We start from the raw sequence: 15,185 nt of genomic DNA, 5'->3' as shown, positions 1-15,185 counted from the left end.
TCCGGTGGCCGGGCCCACGCCCGCCCACCGGAGTGGCTCTAGATCGCGCAGCCCTGGCTGTCGACCTGCTGCTGGGCCTTGCGCCCCCTGATGGCGTCCTCGCGGACCTCGTCGGCGGTCAGCGCGTAGCCGGTGCGTGAGTCGTCCCGCGACTTCGCGAAGACGACGCCGTAGACCTTGCCCTGCGGGGTGAGCAGCGGACCACCGGAGTTGCCCTGCCGGACCGTGGTGTAGAGGGAGTAGACATCGCGGCCGACCGTGCCGCGCTTGTAGATGTCCGCGCCGTTGGCCTGGACGCGGCCGCGGACCCGGGCCGCGCGGACGTCGTAGCCGCCGTTCTCCGGGAAGCCGGCGACGATGGCGCTGTTGCCGCTCTTCGCGTCGGCGCCGGTGAACTGGAGCGCCGGGGCCCGGAGCGAGGGCACGTCCAGGACCGCGATATCGCGCCGCCAGTCGTAGAGCACGACCTTGGCGTCGTACGTACGGCCCTCGCCGCCCACCTGGACGGTGGGCTCGCGCACTCCGCCGACCACATGGGCGTTGGTCATCACACGGTGCCGGCCGAAGACGAATCCGCTGCCTTCCACGACCTTGCCGCAGCTGGGGGCCGTGCCGACCACCTTGACGATGCTGCGCTTGGCCTGCGCCGCGACCGGGCTGGTGGCCAGCCGGGGATCGGGCGCCGGGACGTTGTTGATCGGTTCGTTGGAGAACGGCGTGAAGACCTGCGGGAAGCCGTTCTGGGCGAGGACCGAGGAGAAGTCCGCGAACCAGGTGCCGGCCTGCGGGGGCAGCACCCGGGACACCCCGAGCAGCACCTTGGAGTTACGGACTTCCTTGCCGAGCGTCGGCAGGGAGGTACCGGCCAGTGCCGAGCCGATCAGCCAGGCGACCAGCAGCATCGCCAGGACGTTGACCAGCGCGCCGCCGGTGGCGTCCAGCGCTCTCGCCGGTGACCACGTGATGTGGCGGCGCAGTTTGTTGCCCAGATGGGTGGTGAGCGCCTGGCCCACGGAAGCGCACACGATCACGATGGCGACCGCCGCGATGGCCGCGAAGGTGCCGGGAGTCGCCTCCCCGGTGATCTCGTTCCAGATCACCGGCAGCAGATAGACCGCGATCAGGCCGCCTCCGAGGAAGCCGATCACGGACAGGATGCCGACGACAAAGCCTTGCCGATAGCCGATGATGGCGAACCACACGGCCGCGACCAGCAGCAAAATGTCCAGGACGTTCACGCCGGACACCGTCTCACGAGCGCCAGTCGAGCGGGACGGCCTTGTCACGGTCCCACGGAATCTCCCAGCCCGCGTAGTGCAGGATCCGGTCGATGACTCCGGCCGTAAACCCCCAGACCAGGGCGTTCTCGACAAGGAAAGCAGGCCCGATGTGGCCGCTGGGATGGCGGGTTGTCACGCGGTGGGCCGGGTCCGTGAGATCCGCCACGGGAACCGTGAACACCCGGGCGGTCTCCGCCTGGTCGACCGCGCCGACCGGGCTCGGCCGGCGCCACCACCCCAGGACGGGCGTCACCACGAAGCCGCTGACGGGGATGTAGAGCCGCGGCAGCACGCCGAAGACCTGCACACCGGAGGGATCGAGCCCGGTCTCCTCCTCGGCCTCGCGCAGCGCCGCCTGGACCGGACCGGAGCCCTCCGGATCGCCGTCCTCCGGGTCGAGGGCGCCACCGGGGAAGGAGGGCTGGCCGGCGTGGGAGCGCAGGGTGCCGGCGCGCTCCATCAGAAGCAGCTCGGGGCCGCGGGGGCCATGGCCGAAGAGGATCAGTACCGCGGACTGCCGGCCACCGTTCTCGGGCGGCAGAAAGCGGCTGAGCTGGGGCGGCTCGATCGTGGCGGCCACCCGGGCCACCGGGGCCAGCCACTCGGGCAGGCCCTCGGCCGTGACCGCAGCCTCCCGGCCGGACGCCTCCCCGGCGTCCTCCTTGCCGTACCGCTGCTCCCGTGCACTCCGCATCCGCGCCCCCTCAGGCCTGGCATCGATCGTCGGTCACCTCTGGGCGGCGGTCGTCAGGACGCGGCCACCGGGGGCGCCATCGGCGGCGCGGGCTGCCCCGGATAGTCGGCCGGTGGCTTCAGCCGCTGCCCCGGCTGGCCGCCCAGCTCGTACTTCAGCAGCTTCCTGGCCTTCTCCGGGTCCGTCTCGCCCTCGCCGTACGCGGGGCACAGCGGGGCGATGGCGCAGGCTCCGCAGGCGGGCTTGCGGGAGTGGCAGACGCGGCGGCCGTGGAAGACGACCCGGTGCGAGAGCATCGTCCACTCGCTCTTGGGGAAGATCTCGGCGACATCCGCCTCGACCTTCTCGGCGTCCTCCGCGGTGGTCCAGCCGAAGCGGCGGGCCAGCCGGCCGAAGTGGGTGTCGACGGTGATGCCCGGGACGCCGAAGGCGTTGCCCAGCACCACATTGGCGGTCTTGCGACCGACCCCGGGGAGGGTGACGAGGTCCTCCAGGCGGCCCGGGACCTCCCCGCCGAAGCGGTCGCGGAGCGCCGCCGACAGGCCGATCAGCGACTTCGTCTTGGCCCGGAAGAAGCCGGTCGGCCGGATCAGTTCCTCCAGCTTCTCCGGGGGCATCGCGGCCATGTCCTCGGGCGTCGGGCAGACCGCGAAGAGGCGCGGGGTGGTCTGGTTGACCCTCAGGTCGGTGGTCTGCGCGGACAGGACCGTCGCGACCAGCAGCTCGAAGGGGTTGGTGAAGTCCAGCTCGGGGTGGGCGTACGGATACAGCTCGGCCAGCTCGCGGTTGATCCGGCGGGCCCGCCGCACCATGGCGACCCGGGACTCGGGCTTGCGCGCGGGCGCCTTCTTGGCGGGCGTCTTCCCGGCGGCCGTCTTGGCCGTCGACTTCTTGGCCGGGGCGGCCTTCCCGGCGGCCGTCTTCTTGGCGGGCGCCTGCCCGGCGGCCGCGGCGGCCTTCTTCGCGACAGCCTTCTTGGCGGTGGCCTTCTTCGTGACGGCCTTCTTGGCCGCCGCCGGCTTCTCGGGGGTTGCGTTCACGGGGCGGCCTTCTTCCCTGCCGAGGTCTTGCCTGCCGGAGTCGTCCTCGCGGCGGTCTGCACGGTCGTGTCCTGCGCCGACGGTCGCGACGCGCCGGTTTTCCGGACGGGCGGCTTCCGGTGAGGCGCCACCCCGGAGGGGGATTTGTTACATTTATCCGAATCCGATGCGCGGCCGGACGGCTGTTCGCCCACAGCGGAATCCTGCCCTGCGCTCACTCTTCCGGCCCCCCAGTCCTCTGCTCTCACCGGCGTATTGGACACTCGGCCAGACTAAGGCCAGCCACTGACATCCGGCTTGATCGCTGTGAATCCTGACCCCAATCGGCCCCCTGCCTTATGGCTCGGGGCACCGGTCCGGCAAACTTGTGATTGATCGCACTGTTTTGCATTCCGGCATGATGGGGACCACAGTCCCCCGGAGCATGTCGACAAGGAGAGATCTCGTGGACGACGTTCTGCGGCGCGCACCGCTCTTCGCGGCGCTCGATGACGAGCAGGCGGCGGAGCTGCGCGCCTCAATGGGAGAGGTCACGCTCGCCCGCGGCGACGCCCTGTTCCACGAAGGGGACCCCGGCGACCGCCTCTATGTGGTCACCGAGGGCAAGGTGAAGCTGCACCGCACCAGCCCCGACGGACGGGAGAACATGCTCGCCGTCCTCGGCCCCGGAGAGCTGATCGGTGAGCTCTCGCTCTTCGACCCCGGCCCCCGTACGGCCACGGCTTCCGCCCTCACCGAGGTCAAGCTCCTCGGTTTGGGGCACGGCGACCTTCAGCCCTGGCTGAACGCCCGCCCCGAGGTGGCCACCGCCCTGCTGCGGGCGGTCGCCCGCCGGCTGCGCAAGACCAACGACCAAATGTCCGACCTGGTGTTCTCGGACGTACCGGGCCGCGTGGCGCGCGCCCTGCTCGACCTGTCGCGCCGCTTCGGCGTGCAGTCCGAGGAAGGCATCCACGTCGTCCACGACCTGACGCAGGAAGAACTGGCCCAGCTGGTCGGTGCCTCCCGTGAGACGGTCAACAAGGCGCTCGCGGACTTCGCGGGCCGCGGCTGGCTGCGCCTGGAGGCGCGCGCCGTGATCCTGCTGGACGTCGAGCGGCTGGCCAAGCGCTCGCGCTGAGCCACCCGCAGACAGCCTGGAAGGGCCCCGCTCCGGCGGGGCCCTTCGTCATGGGCGCCCGCGACACCCCCTAGGGCCCCACGGCCCGCTAATTCGCTCGCCGGACCACCGCGGTCCGCGCCATGGTGGCGCCATGACCCACGGCACGGGACTTGACCGGGACGGCTGCTTCCTGCGGGAGGGGGCCCTGGACCGGGTGTCCGCGCCGTTCGCGCCCGTGGTGGCGGAGCTGGCAGCCCGGCTCGGCGAGCACTTCGGCCCCGACAGGCTGCACAGCGGCTATCTCTACGGCAGCGTCCCCCGTGGCACCGCCGTCCCCGGCGTCTCCGACCTCGATGTGCTGCTCGCCCTGCGGGACGCGCCCACCGAGGCCGACCGGGCCGCCGCCCGCGCCGTAGAGGACCGCATCGACGCGGCCTTCCCCCAGGTCGACGGCGTCGGGATCCTGCTGTTCGGCGTGCAGCGCCTGCTGAGCGAGCCGGAGCGGTACGACCTGGGGTGGTTCGTGGCCTGCATGTGCACGCCGCTCAGCGGCCCCGATCTCGCCACTCGGCTGCCCCGCTACCGCCCCACCCCGCTCCTCGCCCGCGAGACCAACGGCGACCTCTTCCGCGACCTGCCCGGTCTGCGCGCACAGGCCGCGGCGGCCACTACGGAAGCCGGGCGCACCCAGCTGACCCGGGGTGTGGCGCGCCGGCTCGTCCGTACCGGATTCACCCTGGTCATGCCGCGCTGGGGCGGCTGGACCAGCGACCTCACCGAGTCCGCCGAGGTGTTCGGCCGCTACTACCCGGCGTACGCCGGGCAGATGCGCGCCGCGGCGCGCGCCGCCCGGACGCCGGCCGCGTACCCGGAGCTGCTGGACGAGCTGCTGTCCGGCCTCGCCCCCTGGCTGGCGGACGAGTATCTGGCCGTCCACGGGGCGAAGGCTCCCCGCCCGTAGGCGCGCTGACGGGGCCTCTCGGCGACCCGGGGCCGCCCGGCGGCCGGTCCGCCGGGTCAGTCCTCGATCAGCCCGTGCTCGCCCAGGTAGTCCAGCTGCGCCCGCACCGACAGCTCGGCGGCCGGCCACAGGGAGCGGTCGACATCGGCGTACACGTTCGCCACGACCTCGCCGGGCGTCCGGTGGCCGGCCTCGACCGCGGTCTCCACCTGGGCGAGCCGGTGCGCCCGGTGCGCCAGATAGAACTCCACCATCCCCTGGGCGTCGTTCAGCACCGGCCCGTGGCCCGGCAGGACCGTCGCCACCCCGTCGTCGACCGTGAGGGAGCGCAGTCGGCGCAGCGAGTCCAGGTAGTCGCCCAGCCGCCCGTCGGGGTGGGCGACCACGGTGGTGCCGCGCCCCAGGATCGTGTCGCCGGTGAGCACCGCGCGGTCGGCCGGGAGGTGGAAGGAGAGCGAGTCCGCGGTGTGGCCCGGGGTGGGCACCACCCGCATCTCCAGGCCCCCGGTGGTGATGACATCGCCCGCTTCGAGCCCCTCGTCCCCCAGGCGCAGCGCCGGATCCAGCGCCCGTACGGAGGAACCGGTCAGCTCGGCGAAGCGGACGGCGCCGTCGGAGTGGTCCGGGTGACCGTGGGTCAGCAGCGTCAGCGCGACGCGTTTGCCGGCCCGTTCGGCGGTGTCGATGACGGCGCGCAGGTGGCTCTCGTCGAGCGGCCCGGGGTCGATGACGACGGCCAGGTCGGAGTCCGGCTCGGCGACGATCCAGGTGTTGGTGCCGTCCAGCGTCATCGGCGACGGGTTCGGCGCCAGGACGCAATGGGCGCGCGCGGTCGCGGGCCCCGAGATCACTCCGCCGCGGGGCTGGCCGGGGAGGGCGGCTGCGTCGGTCATGCGGGGGTCCCTCCCGAGGGGCCGGCGCCGTCCGCGGGCCCCTCGGGCGCGTCGCCCCCAGGGGCACCGGTTCCGGCGTCCGTCCGTGTGATGTGCTTGGTGAACTCGTCGTGCCCCGGCCAGCTCAGCTCGATCTCGCCGCCCACGAGGCGGGCCCTGGCCAGTACGGGCGTCAGGTCCTGGGCCTCCGCGGCGGCCAGCGCGTCCGCGGCGGTGGCGTACGGCTGGAGCCCGCGCAGGGTCGCGATGGTCGGCGGCATCATCAGCAGCTCACCGCGGTCGTAGCCGGCGGCCGCCTCCTCGGGCCGGATCCACACCGCGAGATCGGCCTCCGTGGTGGCGAGGCGGGCCCCCTCCGGACCGGAGCCGGCCGGCGGCTCCTGGGGGAGGGTGCGCTGGCCCTCGGGCAGTGCGGCGACGAAGAACCAGGTGTCGTAGCGCCGCGGTTCGAACTCCGGGGTGATCCAGCGGGCCCAGGCGCCCAGCAGGTCGGAGCGCAGCACCAGGCCGCGGCGGCCCAGGAAGTCGGCGAAGGACAGCTCATGGGCGACCAGGGCGGCGCGGTCCGCCTCCCAGTCCTCGCCCGTGGTGTCCGCGACGACCGTGTCGGCCGAGGCGCCGGCGAGCAGCACGCGCGCCTCCTCGAACGTCTCGCGGACCGCCGCGCAGACGATGGCCTGCGCGGTGGCCGGATCGACGCCCATCCGGACCGCCCACTGGGCGCGCGACGGACCGGCCCAGGCCACCGGACGCTCGTCACGTGGATCGACGGAGCCGCCCGGATAGGCGTACGCGCCTCCGGCGAAGGCCATGGAGGTGCGTCTGCGCAGCATGTGGACGGCGGGGCCGGAGCCGGAGTCCCGCAGCAGCAGGACGGTCGCGGCCCGCCGGGGCTCGGCAGGGGTCAGCTCGCCGTTCGCGAGCGCCCGGATACGGTCCGGCCACTCCGGCGGGTACCACTGGCCATTGGTCGTGGACGACATGGCCGGATGCTATGCGCTCGCGCGCGGATGTTCGAGGGCCACTTTCGCGCCGGAGGGCCCCTGCTGACGCGGGGCCCTCCGGCACACGGCACGCCACCACGGGGGCGGCGTCCCTGGGGGTACCTATTCGGCGATCTCGACCTGGATCTCGACCTCGACCGGCGCGTCGAGCGGCAGCACCGCCACGCCCACCGCGGACCGGGCGTGCACGCCCTTGTCGCCGAGGATCTCGCCCAGCAGCTCGCTGGCGCCGTTGAGGACGCCCGGCTGGCCGGTGAAGTCCGGTGCGGAGGCCACGAAGCCGACGACCTTGACGACCCGCTGGATCTTGTCGAGGTCGCCGATGACGGACTTCACGGCGGCCAGCGCGTTGAGCGCGCAGGTCGCGGCGAGTTCCTTGGCCTGCTCCGCGCCGACCTCGGCGCCGACCTTGCCGGTGGCCGGCAGTGCGCCGTCCACCATCGGCAGCTGGCCGGAGGTGTACACATAGGCGCCGGAGCGCACCGCGGGCTGGTAGGTGGCCAGCGGCGGCACGACCTGGGGCAGCTTCAGCCCGAGCGCCGCGATCTTGTCCTCCACCGCGCTCATGCCTGCTTCTCCCGCTTCAGGTAGGCCACCAACTGCTCGGGGTTGTTCGGGCCCGGAACGACCTGGACCAGCTCCCAGCCGTCCTCGCCCCAGGTGTCCAGAATCTGCTTCGTCGCGTGCACGAGGAGCGGCACGGTCGCGTATTCCCACTTGGTCATGGGCCGAGCGTAATGCCTGTCCAGGGCCGCGCCGGACCCCGTCCGCCCCGGCCCGCCCGCACCGGCCCCGGACGGCGTTCAGCGGCCCCGGACGCCGGGCCCCTACGGATCATCCCTGACCCGTCCCCGACGGATCGCGGGCAGATATCCGGGGCTTCCCAGGCGTATCCCGTGCGTAGCCGGGACGCGGACTGGTTAGGCTCCTTGGCGTGAGCAGGCTCCATGTCGTCAGCGGCAAGGGCGGCACCGGCAAGACCACGGTCGCCGCTGCCCTCGCCCTCGCCCTGGCCACCGAGGGTCGCCGTACCCTCCTGGTCGAGGTCGAGGGCCGGCAGGGCATTGCCCAGTTGTTCGAGACCGAAGCGCTTCCTTACGAGGAACGCAAGATCGCCGTGGGTCCGGCATCGGAAGGTGCCGCCCCCTGGGGTTCGTCCGGCGCGCCGTCCGCCGGGGATCCCGCGCGCGGCGGTGGCGGGAGACGGGCGGGCGGCGAGGTCCATGCCCTCGCCATCGACGCCGAACGCGCCCTTCTGGACTACCTCCAGATGTTCTACAAGCTGGGCAGCGCGGGCCGGGCGCTGAAGAAGCTCGGCGCGATCGACTTCGCCACGACCATCGCACCGGGCCTGCGGGACGTCCTGCTGACCGGCAAGGCGTGCGAGGCGGTCCGCCGCAAGGACAAGAACGGCAAGTTCGTCTACGACGCGGTCGTGATGGACGCCCCGCCGACCGGCCGCATCACCCGCTTTCTGAACGTCAATGACGAGGTGGCCGGGCTGGCGAAGATCGGCCCGATCCACAATCAGGCGCAGGCCGTGATGCGGGTCCTCAAGTCGCCCGAGACCGCGGTGCACCTGGTCACGCTCCTGGAGGAGATGCCCGTCCAGGAGACCGCCGACGGGGTCGAGGAGCTGCGCGCCGCCGGCATCCCGGTGGGCGGCATCGTCATCAACATGACCCGCCCGGCGCTGCTGGACAACGGCGATCTCGACATCGCCGCCCGGGATGCCCGTGGCGGCGTCGCCAAGGCGCTCTCCGAGGCCGGTCTGGGCGGCGCCCGCCGCGGCGGGCTGGCGGAACGGCTGATCGACCCCTTGCTGGAGCAGGCCCGCGAACACGCCGAGCGGGTCGAGCTGGAGCGTGCCGAGCACGCCGAGCTGACCGCCCTCGGCCTGCCCACCTACGAGTTGGAGCTGCTCCCCGAGGGAGTGGACCTCGCCGGGCTCTACCACCTGGCGAGAGACCTGCGGAAACAGGGGCCCATATGACCTCGGACAACACGACGCTGGACGCCTCGGCCCCGCGGCTCGAGGTCGATGCGCTGCTCGACGACCCGCACACCCGCATCGTGGTGTGCTGCGGCTCGGGTGGCGTCGGCAAGACCACGACCGCCGCGGCGCTGGGTGTGCGCGCAGCCGAGCGCGGCCGCAAGGTCGTGGTGCTCACCATCGACCCGGCCCGCCGGCTGGCGCAGTCCATGGGCATCTCCGAGCTCGACAACGTCCCGCGTCAGGTCAAGGGCGTCGACGAGACGTCGGGCGGCGAACTGCACGCGATGATGCTGGACATGAAGCGCACCTTCGACGAGATCGTCGAGGGCCATGCGGACGCCGACCGGGCCCGCGCGATCCTGGAGAACCCCTTCTACCAGTCCCTGTCGGCCGGTTTCGCGGGCACGCAGGAGTACATGGCCATGGAGAAGCTGGGCCAGCTCCGCGCGAACGACGAGTGGGACCTGATCATCGTCGACACCCCGCCGAGCCGCTCCGCGCTGGACTTCCTGGACGCGCCCAAGCGCCTGGGCTCCTTCCTGGACGGCAAGTTCATTCGGGTGCTGATGGCACCGGCCAAGGTCGGCGGCCGGGCCGGCATGAAGTTCCTCAACGTCGGCATGTCGATGATGACCGGCACCCTCAGCAAGCTCATGGGCGGTCAACTGCTCCGCGATGTGCAGACGTTCGTGGCCGCGATGGACACCATGTTCGGCGGCTTCCGCACCCGCGCGGACGCCACCTACCGCCTGCTTCAGGCGCCCGGTACGGCGTTTCTCGTGGTGGCCGCGCCGGAGCGGGACGCCCTGCGCGAGGCGGCGTACTTCGTCGAGCGGCTGGCCGCCGAGCAGATGCCGCTGGCCGGCCTGGTGCTGAACCGTGTCCATGGCAGCGGCGCCGCCCAACTGAGCGCCGAGCGCGCGCTGGCCGCCGCGGAGGCCCTCACGGACCGTATGGCGGAGGACACCCACGCGGACCCGCCCGCGGACGCCGGGGCGGCCCCGGGCGCCGCGGCCGGTCTCGCCGCCGACCGCACAGAAAATAATCTTGAAGCCAACGGCATTGTGGATCTCGACGGCGGGAAGGCTGGATCACGTACCGCCGGCGGCCTCTCCCCCGCTGCCGCGGCGGAGCATGTGACACCCACCTCGGCCTCAGCGGCACAACTGGCCGCCGGGCTGCTTCGACTGCACGCGGAACGCATGCAGGTCCTCGCGCGCGAACGGCGCACGCGGGACCGCTTCACCGCGCTGCACCCCGAGGTTCCGGTGACGGAGGTCGCCGCGCTGCCCGGCGATGTCCATGACCTCGCGGGACTGCGTGCCATCGGCGACCGTCTGGCGCTGAACCCCACGGACACCGACGACTGAGCTGTACGCACAGAGCCAGCCCGGTCGTTCACACGCAGAGCCCTTCACACGCAGAGCCCTTCACGCACCGAGCCCTTCACACACCGACGTAGCGCCCGCACCACACCCCGGGCGCCGCACCACGTCTTCACCGGGCGCGCCGGATCAGCGCGCCCACCCCCATCCCTGCCTCCAACTCCGGTGCCGCGCACCGTGACTGACGGCACATCGCGTCTGTCGGACCGATCAGACCGCGCCATCAACCGAACCTTCTCGGCCGACTTCTCCCGGCCGGTGCCCGTGGCTACCCGACCGCCGCGAACTCGTCGAAGGCCTCGTCCTCACAGTCCACCGGCAGGATGCCCGTGCTGTGCTCATATTCCGTACGCGCTGTCTCCAGCAGCCGGCGCCATGACGTCACGGTCGGGCGGCGACGCAGCAGCGCCCTCCGCTCGCGTTCGGTCATTCCGCCCCACACGCCGAACTCCACCCGGTTGTCCAGGGCATCGGCCAGGCACTCCGTGCGCACCGGGCATCCGGTGCACACCGCCTTGGCGCGGTTCTGGGCCGCCCCTTGAACGAACAGTTCATCCGGATCGGTAGTGCGGCAGGCTGCCTGTGCACTCCAGTCGGTTACCCAGCTCATGCTGGCGCCGTCCTCTCCCGAATCGAGGCTCCCCCACGGCGGCAAGCGGCATATTCACCGTTGCCAGTTGAGGACGTTACGGAAAGCAGGCAGGGCGCAACACCCCCTTCGGGCCCAATCTTGGATGGCCCGAACGGACTATGCGTATGCGGCAGATCACCCAACGGAGTGACCGCACGACATACGTCACTTTGCGCGCAAGACGGGACAGTTCGCCGGCCTGACACGGGGTTTTCTTCGACGCCTGCGGTCACGTGGGGGTGCGTACCGCGGGGAGTGGGGGTTGACGAACTCGGGCGTAACCGTTCGGCTGTGGTAGCTGAGGACAGGCTAAACGAACACGTGCGCCCCTGTCCGGCGGATGGAGAACGTAGGCTGCCCTCATGCCTAAGAAGCGCGATGGCGGAGGTCTGTCCAAGACGCAGCAGGCCGCCAAGTTCCTCGGTGTCAGCGTCCTGGCCGGAGCGGTACTCGCCGGTCTTGCGCTCCCTGCGGCCGGGGCGCTCGGTCTGACCGCCAAGGGATCGGTCGAGGGCTTCGACGACATTCCCGCGAACCTCAAGACGCCGCCGCTCAGTCAGCGGACCAGGATTCTGGACGCGAAGGGCGGCGAGATCGCCAAGGTCTACTCCCGTGACCGCACGGTGGTCGGCCTCAAGGACATGTCGCCGTACATCCGGCAGGCGATCGTCGCGATCGAGGACGCGCGCTTCTACGAGCACGGCGCCATCGACATGAAGGGCATCCTGCGGGCGGTCAACAAGAACGCCCAGTCGGGCGGCGTCTCCGAGGGCGCCTCGACGCTGACCCAGCAGTATGTGAAGAACGTCTTCATCGAGGAGGCCGGCGACGACGCGGACAAGGTCGCGCAGGCCACCCAGCAGACCCTCGGCCGCAAGGTCAGGGAGCTGAAGTACGCGATCCAGGTCGAGAAGGAACTGGGCAAGCGCAAGATCCTTCAGAACTACCTCAACATCACGTTCTTCGGGCAGCAGGCCTACGGCGTCGAGGCGGCCGCCCAGCGCTACTTCAGCAAGCACGCCAAGGACCTGAATCTGGAGGAGTCGGCGCTGCTGGCCGGCATCGTCCAGTCGCCCACCCGCTACGACCCGGTCAACGCCCCGCAGGAGGCGACCCGGCGGCGCAACACCGTCCTCCAGCGGATGGCCGATCTGAAGGACGTCACCCAGGCGCAGGCCGACGCGGCCGCCAAGAAGCCGATCAAGCTGGCGGTCAGCCGTCCCAAGAACGGCTGCATCACCGCCACCGACGGCGCCGGCTTCTTCTGCGACTACATCCGCAAGGTCTTCCTCACCGACAAGCACTTCGGCAAGAGCCGGAAGGCCCGGCTGCAACGCTGGGACGAGGGCGGGATGACCATCCGCACCACCCTCGATCCGCAGTCCCAGAAGTCGGTCCAGGCCTCGCTGAAGGACCACGTCTACGAGGACGACCCGGTCGCCGGTGCCGCCACCCTCGTCGAGCCGGGCACCGGCAAGATCCTCGGCATGGGTCAGTCGCGCCCGTACGGCTTCGGCGAGAACCAGACCGTGATCAACCTCTCGGTCGATCACGACATGGGCGGCGGCGCCGGCTACCAGCCCGGGTCGACCTTCAAGCCGTTGATCGCGGCGGCCGCGCTGGAGCAGGGGACGAACCCGGAGCAGGAGTACCCCTCGCCGTACCGGATGCCGTACCCGAGCCCGGTGCAGACCTGCGACGGCGAGTGGCAGGGCAGCGCCATGACGCAGAACGAGAACAGGGAAGAGGTCGGCCCGTACGCCATGAAGGAGGCGACCGCGAAGTCGGTCAACACCTACTTCGTGCAGCTGATCAGCGATATGGGCATCTGCCCGGCGGTGAAGATGGCCCAGAAGATGGGCATCGAGCGGGCGGACGGCAAGCCGTTGGAGCAGGTCCCGTCGATGACGCTCGGTGTGCAGGAGATGTCGCCGCTGACCATGGCGGCCGGGTACGCCGCGTTCGCCAACGGCGGTGAGTACTGCTCCCCCGTCGCCATCGAGTCGATCACCGACGCCCGCGGCCGGGCGCTGAAGGTCCCGCAGACCAGCTGCCGCAGCGCGATGTCCAAGAGGACCGCCGACACGATCAACACCCTCCTCAAGGGCGTCGTCGAGGACGGCACCGGCAAGGAAGCCGGTCTCCAGGGCCGTGACAGCGCCGGCAAGACGGGCACCAGCGACAGCCGCTACGCCGCCTGGTTCGTCGGCTACACCCCGAACGCGGCCGGTGCGGTCTGGGTCGGCGACCCGATGCACAAGCGGAAGATGTACGACATCACCATCGGCGGGGTCCCGCACGACAAGGTCTACGGTGCCGACACCCCCGGCCCCATCTGGCGCGATGCGATGTCCGGCGCGCTCGACGGCCGGCCCGCGCCCGAGCTGCCCACCGTCCCGATCGACGACCCCGCCAAGGACCGGCCCCAGGGCGACGACAAGGGCCACGGCAAGCACAAGCCCGGCCGGGGCCACGGCGGCGACAACAAGCCGGGCGGCGGCTGGAGCATCCCGGGCTTTCCCGACATCCTGGGCGGCGGCAACGGCGGCTGACAGGCGGCCGATTGGCCCGTACGGCAACGGCTGAGGGGCGCCCCCACCACGGGGGCGCCCCTCAGCCGTCTTTCCGGGACCCGGTCCGGCCGCTCAGCCGGCCAGCAGCTTCTTCACCACGGCGGCCACCCGGCCGCCCTCGGCGCGGCCCGCCACCTGAGGGTTGACGATCTTCATGACGGCGCCCATCGCCCGCGGGCCCTCGGCGCCGGCGCCCTTGGCCTCCGCCACGGCCGCCGCGACCAGCTGCTCCAGCTCGTCATCGGACAGCTGCTTGGGGAGATAGTCCGCGAGGACCTCGCCCTCGGCGCGCTCCCGCTCGGCCTGCGCGGCCCGGCCGCCCTGCTCGAAGGCTTCCGCGGCCTCCCGGCGCTTCTTCGCCTCCCGCGCGATGATCTTCTCGACCTCGCTGTCGGACAGCTCACGTGCCTCGGTGCCCGCGACCTCCTCCTTCTGGATGGCGGTCAGCGTGAGACGGAGGGTGGAGGAGCGCAGCTCGTCGCGCGCCTTGATCGCGACGGTGAGGTCGTCCTGAAGCTTGGACTTGAGCGTGGTCATGCCGTTGAGTATGCCTCCCCCCGCCGACAACCGCCGATCCTTTTCCTCCCGGCCCGCCACGCCCGCCGCACGACGGCGCCGCTCCGCCGCTGCATCCACCCCCCGCACTCTGCGACGATGGGACGCATGCGCGCGCGATACGGAGTACCCCTGACCCTGACCGCAGTCGGCGCGGCCGGCCTGGCCTACGCCGCCGGCTTCGAAGTCCGCTCCTTCCGTCTCCGGCGCGTCACCGTGCCCGTACTGCCCCGCGGAATGCGGCCGTTGCGCGTCCTCCAGGTCTCCGACATCCACATGGTCAGCGGGCAGCGCAAGAAGCAGCGCTGGCTGCAGTCGCTCGCCGGGCTGCGCCCCGACTTCGTCATCAACACCGGCGACAACCTCTCCGACACCGAAGGCGTCCCCGAGACCCTGGACGCGCTCGGCCCGCTGATGGAGTTCCCCGGCGCCTACGTCTTCGGCTCGAACGACTACTACGGCCCCAAGCTCCGCAACCCTGCCCGCTACCTGATCGAGCGGGCCCAGGGCCGGCACGGCCTCAACGGCAACGCACCCGCGGTGGGCGTCGTCCACAACCCGTGGGAAGAACTGCGGGACGCGTTCGACGCGGCCGGCTGGGTCGGCCTGTCCAATTCCCGCGGCCGCCTGAAGCTGGAGGGCATCGAGATCGCCCTGACCGGCCTGGACGACCCGCACATCAAGCGGGACCGGTACGCCGAGGTGGCCGGCGGCCCGGAATCCGGTGCGGATCTCTCACTGGCCGTCGTCCACGCCCCCTACCTGCGCTCGCTGGACGCCTTCACCGCCGACGGCTATCCGCTGATCCTGGCCGGTCACACCCACGGCGGCCAGCTCTGCATCCCCTTCTACGGCGCCCTCGTCACCAACTGCGACATCGACACCGACCGCGTGAAGGGCCTGTCCACCCACACCGCCGCCGACCACACCTCGTTCCTCCATGTCTCCGCAGGCTGCGGCACCAACCGCTACACCCCGGTCCGCTTCGCCTGCCCCCCGGAGGCGACGCTGCTGACCCTGACGGCGCGGGACTGACGGCTCAGGGCCGAACTCAGGGGCGGGGCCGGGAAC

The 15,185-nt window shown here is 71.5% G+C and carries 15 protein-coding genes; 6 read left to right on the top strand and 9 right to left on the bottom strand.

Annotation, left to right across the window (positions count from 1 at the left end; all coding sequences use genetic code 11):
- Nucleotides 1-38 precede the first annotated feature (38 nt).
- The 3 genes from CP981_RS21380 to nth are packed head-to-tail and all read right to left on the bottom strand — an operon-like array spanning nt 39 to nt 3,014.
- Nucleotides 39-1,238, bottom strand: a complete 1,200-nt coding sequence (locus tag CP981_RS21380; protein WP_085923225.1) for a MarP family serine protease — start codon at nt 1,236-1,238, stop codon at nt 39-41.
- A 13-nt stretch (nt 1,239-1,251) separates the two neighbouring features.
- The gene (locus CP981_RS21375) at nt 1,252-1,974 is read right to left on the bottom strand and encodes an NUDIX hydrolase (protein ID WP_085923224.1); all 723 of its coding nucleotides are present in this window, start codon (nt 1,972-1,974) and stop codon (nt 1,252-1,254) included.
- A 53-nt stretch (nt 1,975-2,027) separates the two neighbouring features.
- Complete coding sequence (gene nth, locus CP981_RS21370; RefSeq protein WP_085923223.1) at nt 2,028-3,014, bottom strand: endonuclease III; 987 nt, start codon at nt 3,012-3,014, stop codon at nt 2,028-2,030.
- Between the two features lie 445 nt (nt 3,015-3,459).
- Here nth and CP981_RS21365 point away from each other — a divergent pair, with 445 nt between their 5' ends.
- Complete coding sequence (locus CP981_RS21365) at nt 3,460-4,134, top strand: Crp/Fnr family transcriptional regulator (RefSeq protein ID WP_006604164.1); 675 nt, start codon at nt 3,460-3,462, stop codon at nt 4,132-4,134.
- A 133-nt stretch (nt 4,135-4,267) separates the two neighbouring features.
- Complete coding sequence (locus CP981_RS21360) at nt 4,268-5,077, top strand: nucleotidyltransferase domain-containing protein (RefSeq protein WP_085923222.1); 810 nt, start codon at nt 4,268-4,270, stop codon at nt 5,075-5,077.
- A gap of 56 nt (nt 5,078-5,133) precedes the next feature.
- Here CP981_RS21360 and CP981_RS21355 read toward each other — a convergent pair whose 3' ends face one another.
- The 4 genes from CP981_RS21355 to sp36 form a co-directional block, all read right to left on the bottom strand.
- On the bottom strand, nt 5,134-5,970 hold the full coding sequence (locus CP981_RS21355) for an MBL fold metallo-hydrolase (RefSeq protein WP_085923221.1): 837 nt from the start codon (nt 5,968-5,970) through the stop codon (nt 5,134-5,136).
- Nucleotides 5,967-6,953: an NUDIX hydrolase gene (locus CP981_RS21350; protein WP_085923220.1), complete on the bottom strand. Its 987-nt coding sequence runs from the start codon at nt 6,951-6,953 to the stop codon at nt 5,967-5,969. Before CP981_RS21350 ends, CP981_RS21355 begins: the two co-directional genes overlap by 4 nt.
- Nucleotides 6,954-7,076: 123 nt before the next feature.
- Nucleotides 7,077-7,541, bottom strand: coding sequence for a RidA family protein (locus CP981_RS21345; protein ID WP_085923219.1), 465 nt, complete (start codon nt 7,539-7,541; stop codon nt 7,077-7,079).
- Nucleotides 7,538-7,699, bottom strand: a complete 162-nt coding sequence (sp36, locus tag CP981_RS21340; RefSeq protein WP_003975360.1) for a Sp36 family protein — start codon at nt 7,697-7,699, stop codon at nt 7,538-7,540. The genes CP981_RS21345 and sp36 overlap by 4 nt, the downstream gene beginning before the upstream one ends.
- 209 nt (nt 7,700-7,908) lie before the next feature.
- Between sp36 and bagA the strand changes: the two genes are divergently transcribed.
- A complete protein-coding gene (gene bagA, locus CP981_RS21335) occupies nt 7,909-8,967 on the top strand; it encodes an ATPase BagA (RefSeq protein ID WP_085923218.1) in 1,059 nt (352 codons plus the stop codon).
- Complete coding sequence (gene bagB, locus CP981_RS21330; protein WP_085923217.1) at nt 8,964-10,340, top strand: ATPase BagB; 1,377 nt, start codon at nt 8,964-8,966, stop codon at nt 10,338-10,340. Before bagA ends, bagB begins: the two co-directional genes overlap by 4 nt.
- A 283-nt stretch (nt 10,341-10,623) precedes the next feature.
- Here the strand turns inward: bagB and CP981_RS21325 are convergent, their stop codons facing one another.
- On the bottom strand, nt 10,624-10,965 hold the full coding sequence (locus tag CP981_RS21325) for a WhiB family transcriptional regulator (protein WP_042150566.1): 342 nt from the start codon (nt 10,963-10,965) through the stop codon (nt 10,624-10,626).
- Between the two features lie 383 nt (nt 10,966-11,348).
- On the opposite strand from CP981_RS21325, the gene CP981_RS21315 reads away from it, so the two are divergent.
- A complete protein-coding gene (locus CP981_RS21315; protein ID WP_085923216.1) occupies nt 11,349-13,538 on the top strand; it encodes a transglycosylase domain-containing protein in 2,190 nt (729 codons plus the stop codon).
- Nucleotides 13,539-13,631: 93 nt separating this feature from the next.
- Here the strand turns inward: CP981_RS21315 and CP981_RS21310 are convergent, their stop codons facing one another.
- Entirely contained in the window at nt 13,632-14,096 is a 465-nt protein-coding gene (locus tag CP981_RS21310) for a GatB/YqeY domain-containing protein (protein ID WP_085923215.1), read from the bottom strand.
- Nucleotides 14,097-14,222: 126 nt separating this feature from the next.
- Here CP981_RS21310 and CP981_RS21305 point away from each other — a divergent pair, with 126 nt between their 5' ends.
- Nucleotides 14,223-15,149: a metallophosphoesterase gene (locus CP981_RS21305; protein WP_208852963.1), complete on the top strand. Its 927-nt coding sequence runs from the start codon at nt 14,223-14,225 to the stop codon at nt 15,147-15,149.
- Nucleotides 15,150-15,185 lie beyond the last annotated feature (36 nt).

It is taken from the genome of Streptomyces platensis, from assembly GCF_008704855.1.
In the GTDB taxonomy this organism is placed as follows: domain Bacteria; phylum Actinomycetota; class Actinomycetes; order Streptomycetales; family Streptomycetaceae; genus Streptomyces; species Streptomyces platensis.
This window is presented reverse-complemented; position numbering and strand designations above follow the sequence as displayed.

What these genes read in the sequence shown, in the direction of transcription:
- CP981_RS21315 (WP_085923216.1), top strand. Translation starts at nt 11,349, where the DNA reads ATGCCTAAGAAGCGCGATGGCGGAGGTCTGTCCAAGACGCAGCAGGCC.
- sp36 (WP_003975360.1), bottom strand. Translation starts at nt 7,699, where the DNA reads ATGACCAAGTGGGAATACGCGACCGTGCCGCTCCTCGTGCACGCGACG.
- CP981_RS21355 (WP_085923221.1), bottom strand. Translation starts at nt 5,970, where the DNA reads ATGACCGACGCAGCCGCCCTCCCCGGCCAGCCCCGCGGCGGAGTGATC.
- CP981_RS21325 (WP_042150566.1), bottom strand. Translation starts at nt 10,965, where the DNA reads ATGAGCTGGGTAACCGACTGGAGTGCACAGGCAGCCTGCCGCACTACC.
- CP981_RS21305 (WP_208852963.1), top strand. Translation starts at nt 14,223, where the DNA reads ATGCGCGCGCGATACGGAGTACCCCTGACCCTGACCGCAGTCGGCGCG.
- bagB (WP_085923217.1), top strand. Translation starts at nt 8,964, where the DNA reads ATGACCTCGGACAACACGACGCTGGACGCCTCGGCCCCGCGGCTCGAG.
- CP981_RS21310 (WP_085923215.1), bottom strand. Translation starts at nt 14,096, where the DNA reads ATGACCACGCTCAAGTCCAAGCTTCAGGACGACCTCACCGTCGCGATC.
- CP981_RS21350 (WP_085923220.1), bottom strand. Translation starts at nt 6,953, where the DNA reads ATGTCGTCCACGACCAATGGCCAGTGGTACCCGCCGGAGTGGCCGGAC.
- CP981_RS21360 (WP_085923222.1), top strand. Translation starts at nt 4,268, where the DNA reads ATGACCCACGGCACGGGACTTGACCGGGACGGCTGCTTCCTGCGGGAG.
- CP981_RS21345 (WP_085923219.1), bottom strand. Translation starts at nt 7,541, where the DNA reads ATGAGCGCGGTGGAGGACAAGATCGCGGCGCTCGGGCTGAAGCTGCCC.
- CP981_RS21375 (WP_085923224.1), bottom strand. Translation starts at nt 1,974, where the DNA reads ATGCGGAGTGCACGGGAGCAGCGGTACGGCAAGGAGGACGCCGGGGAG.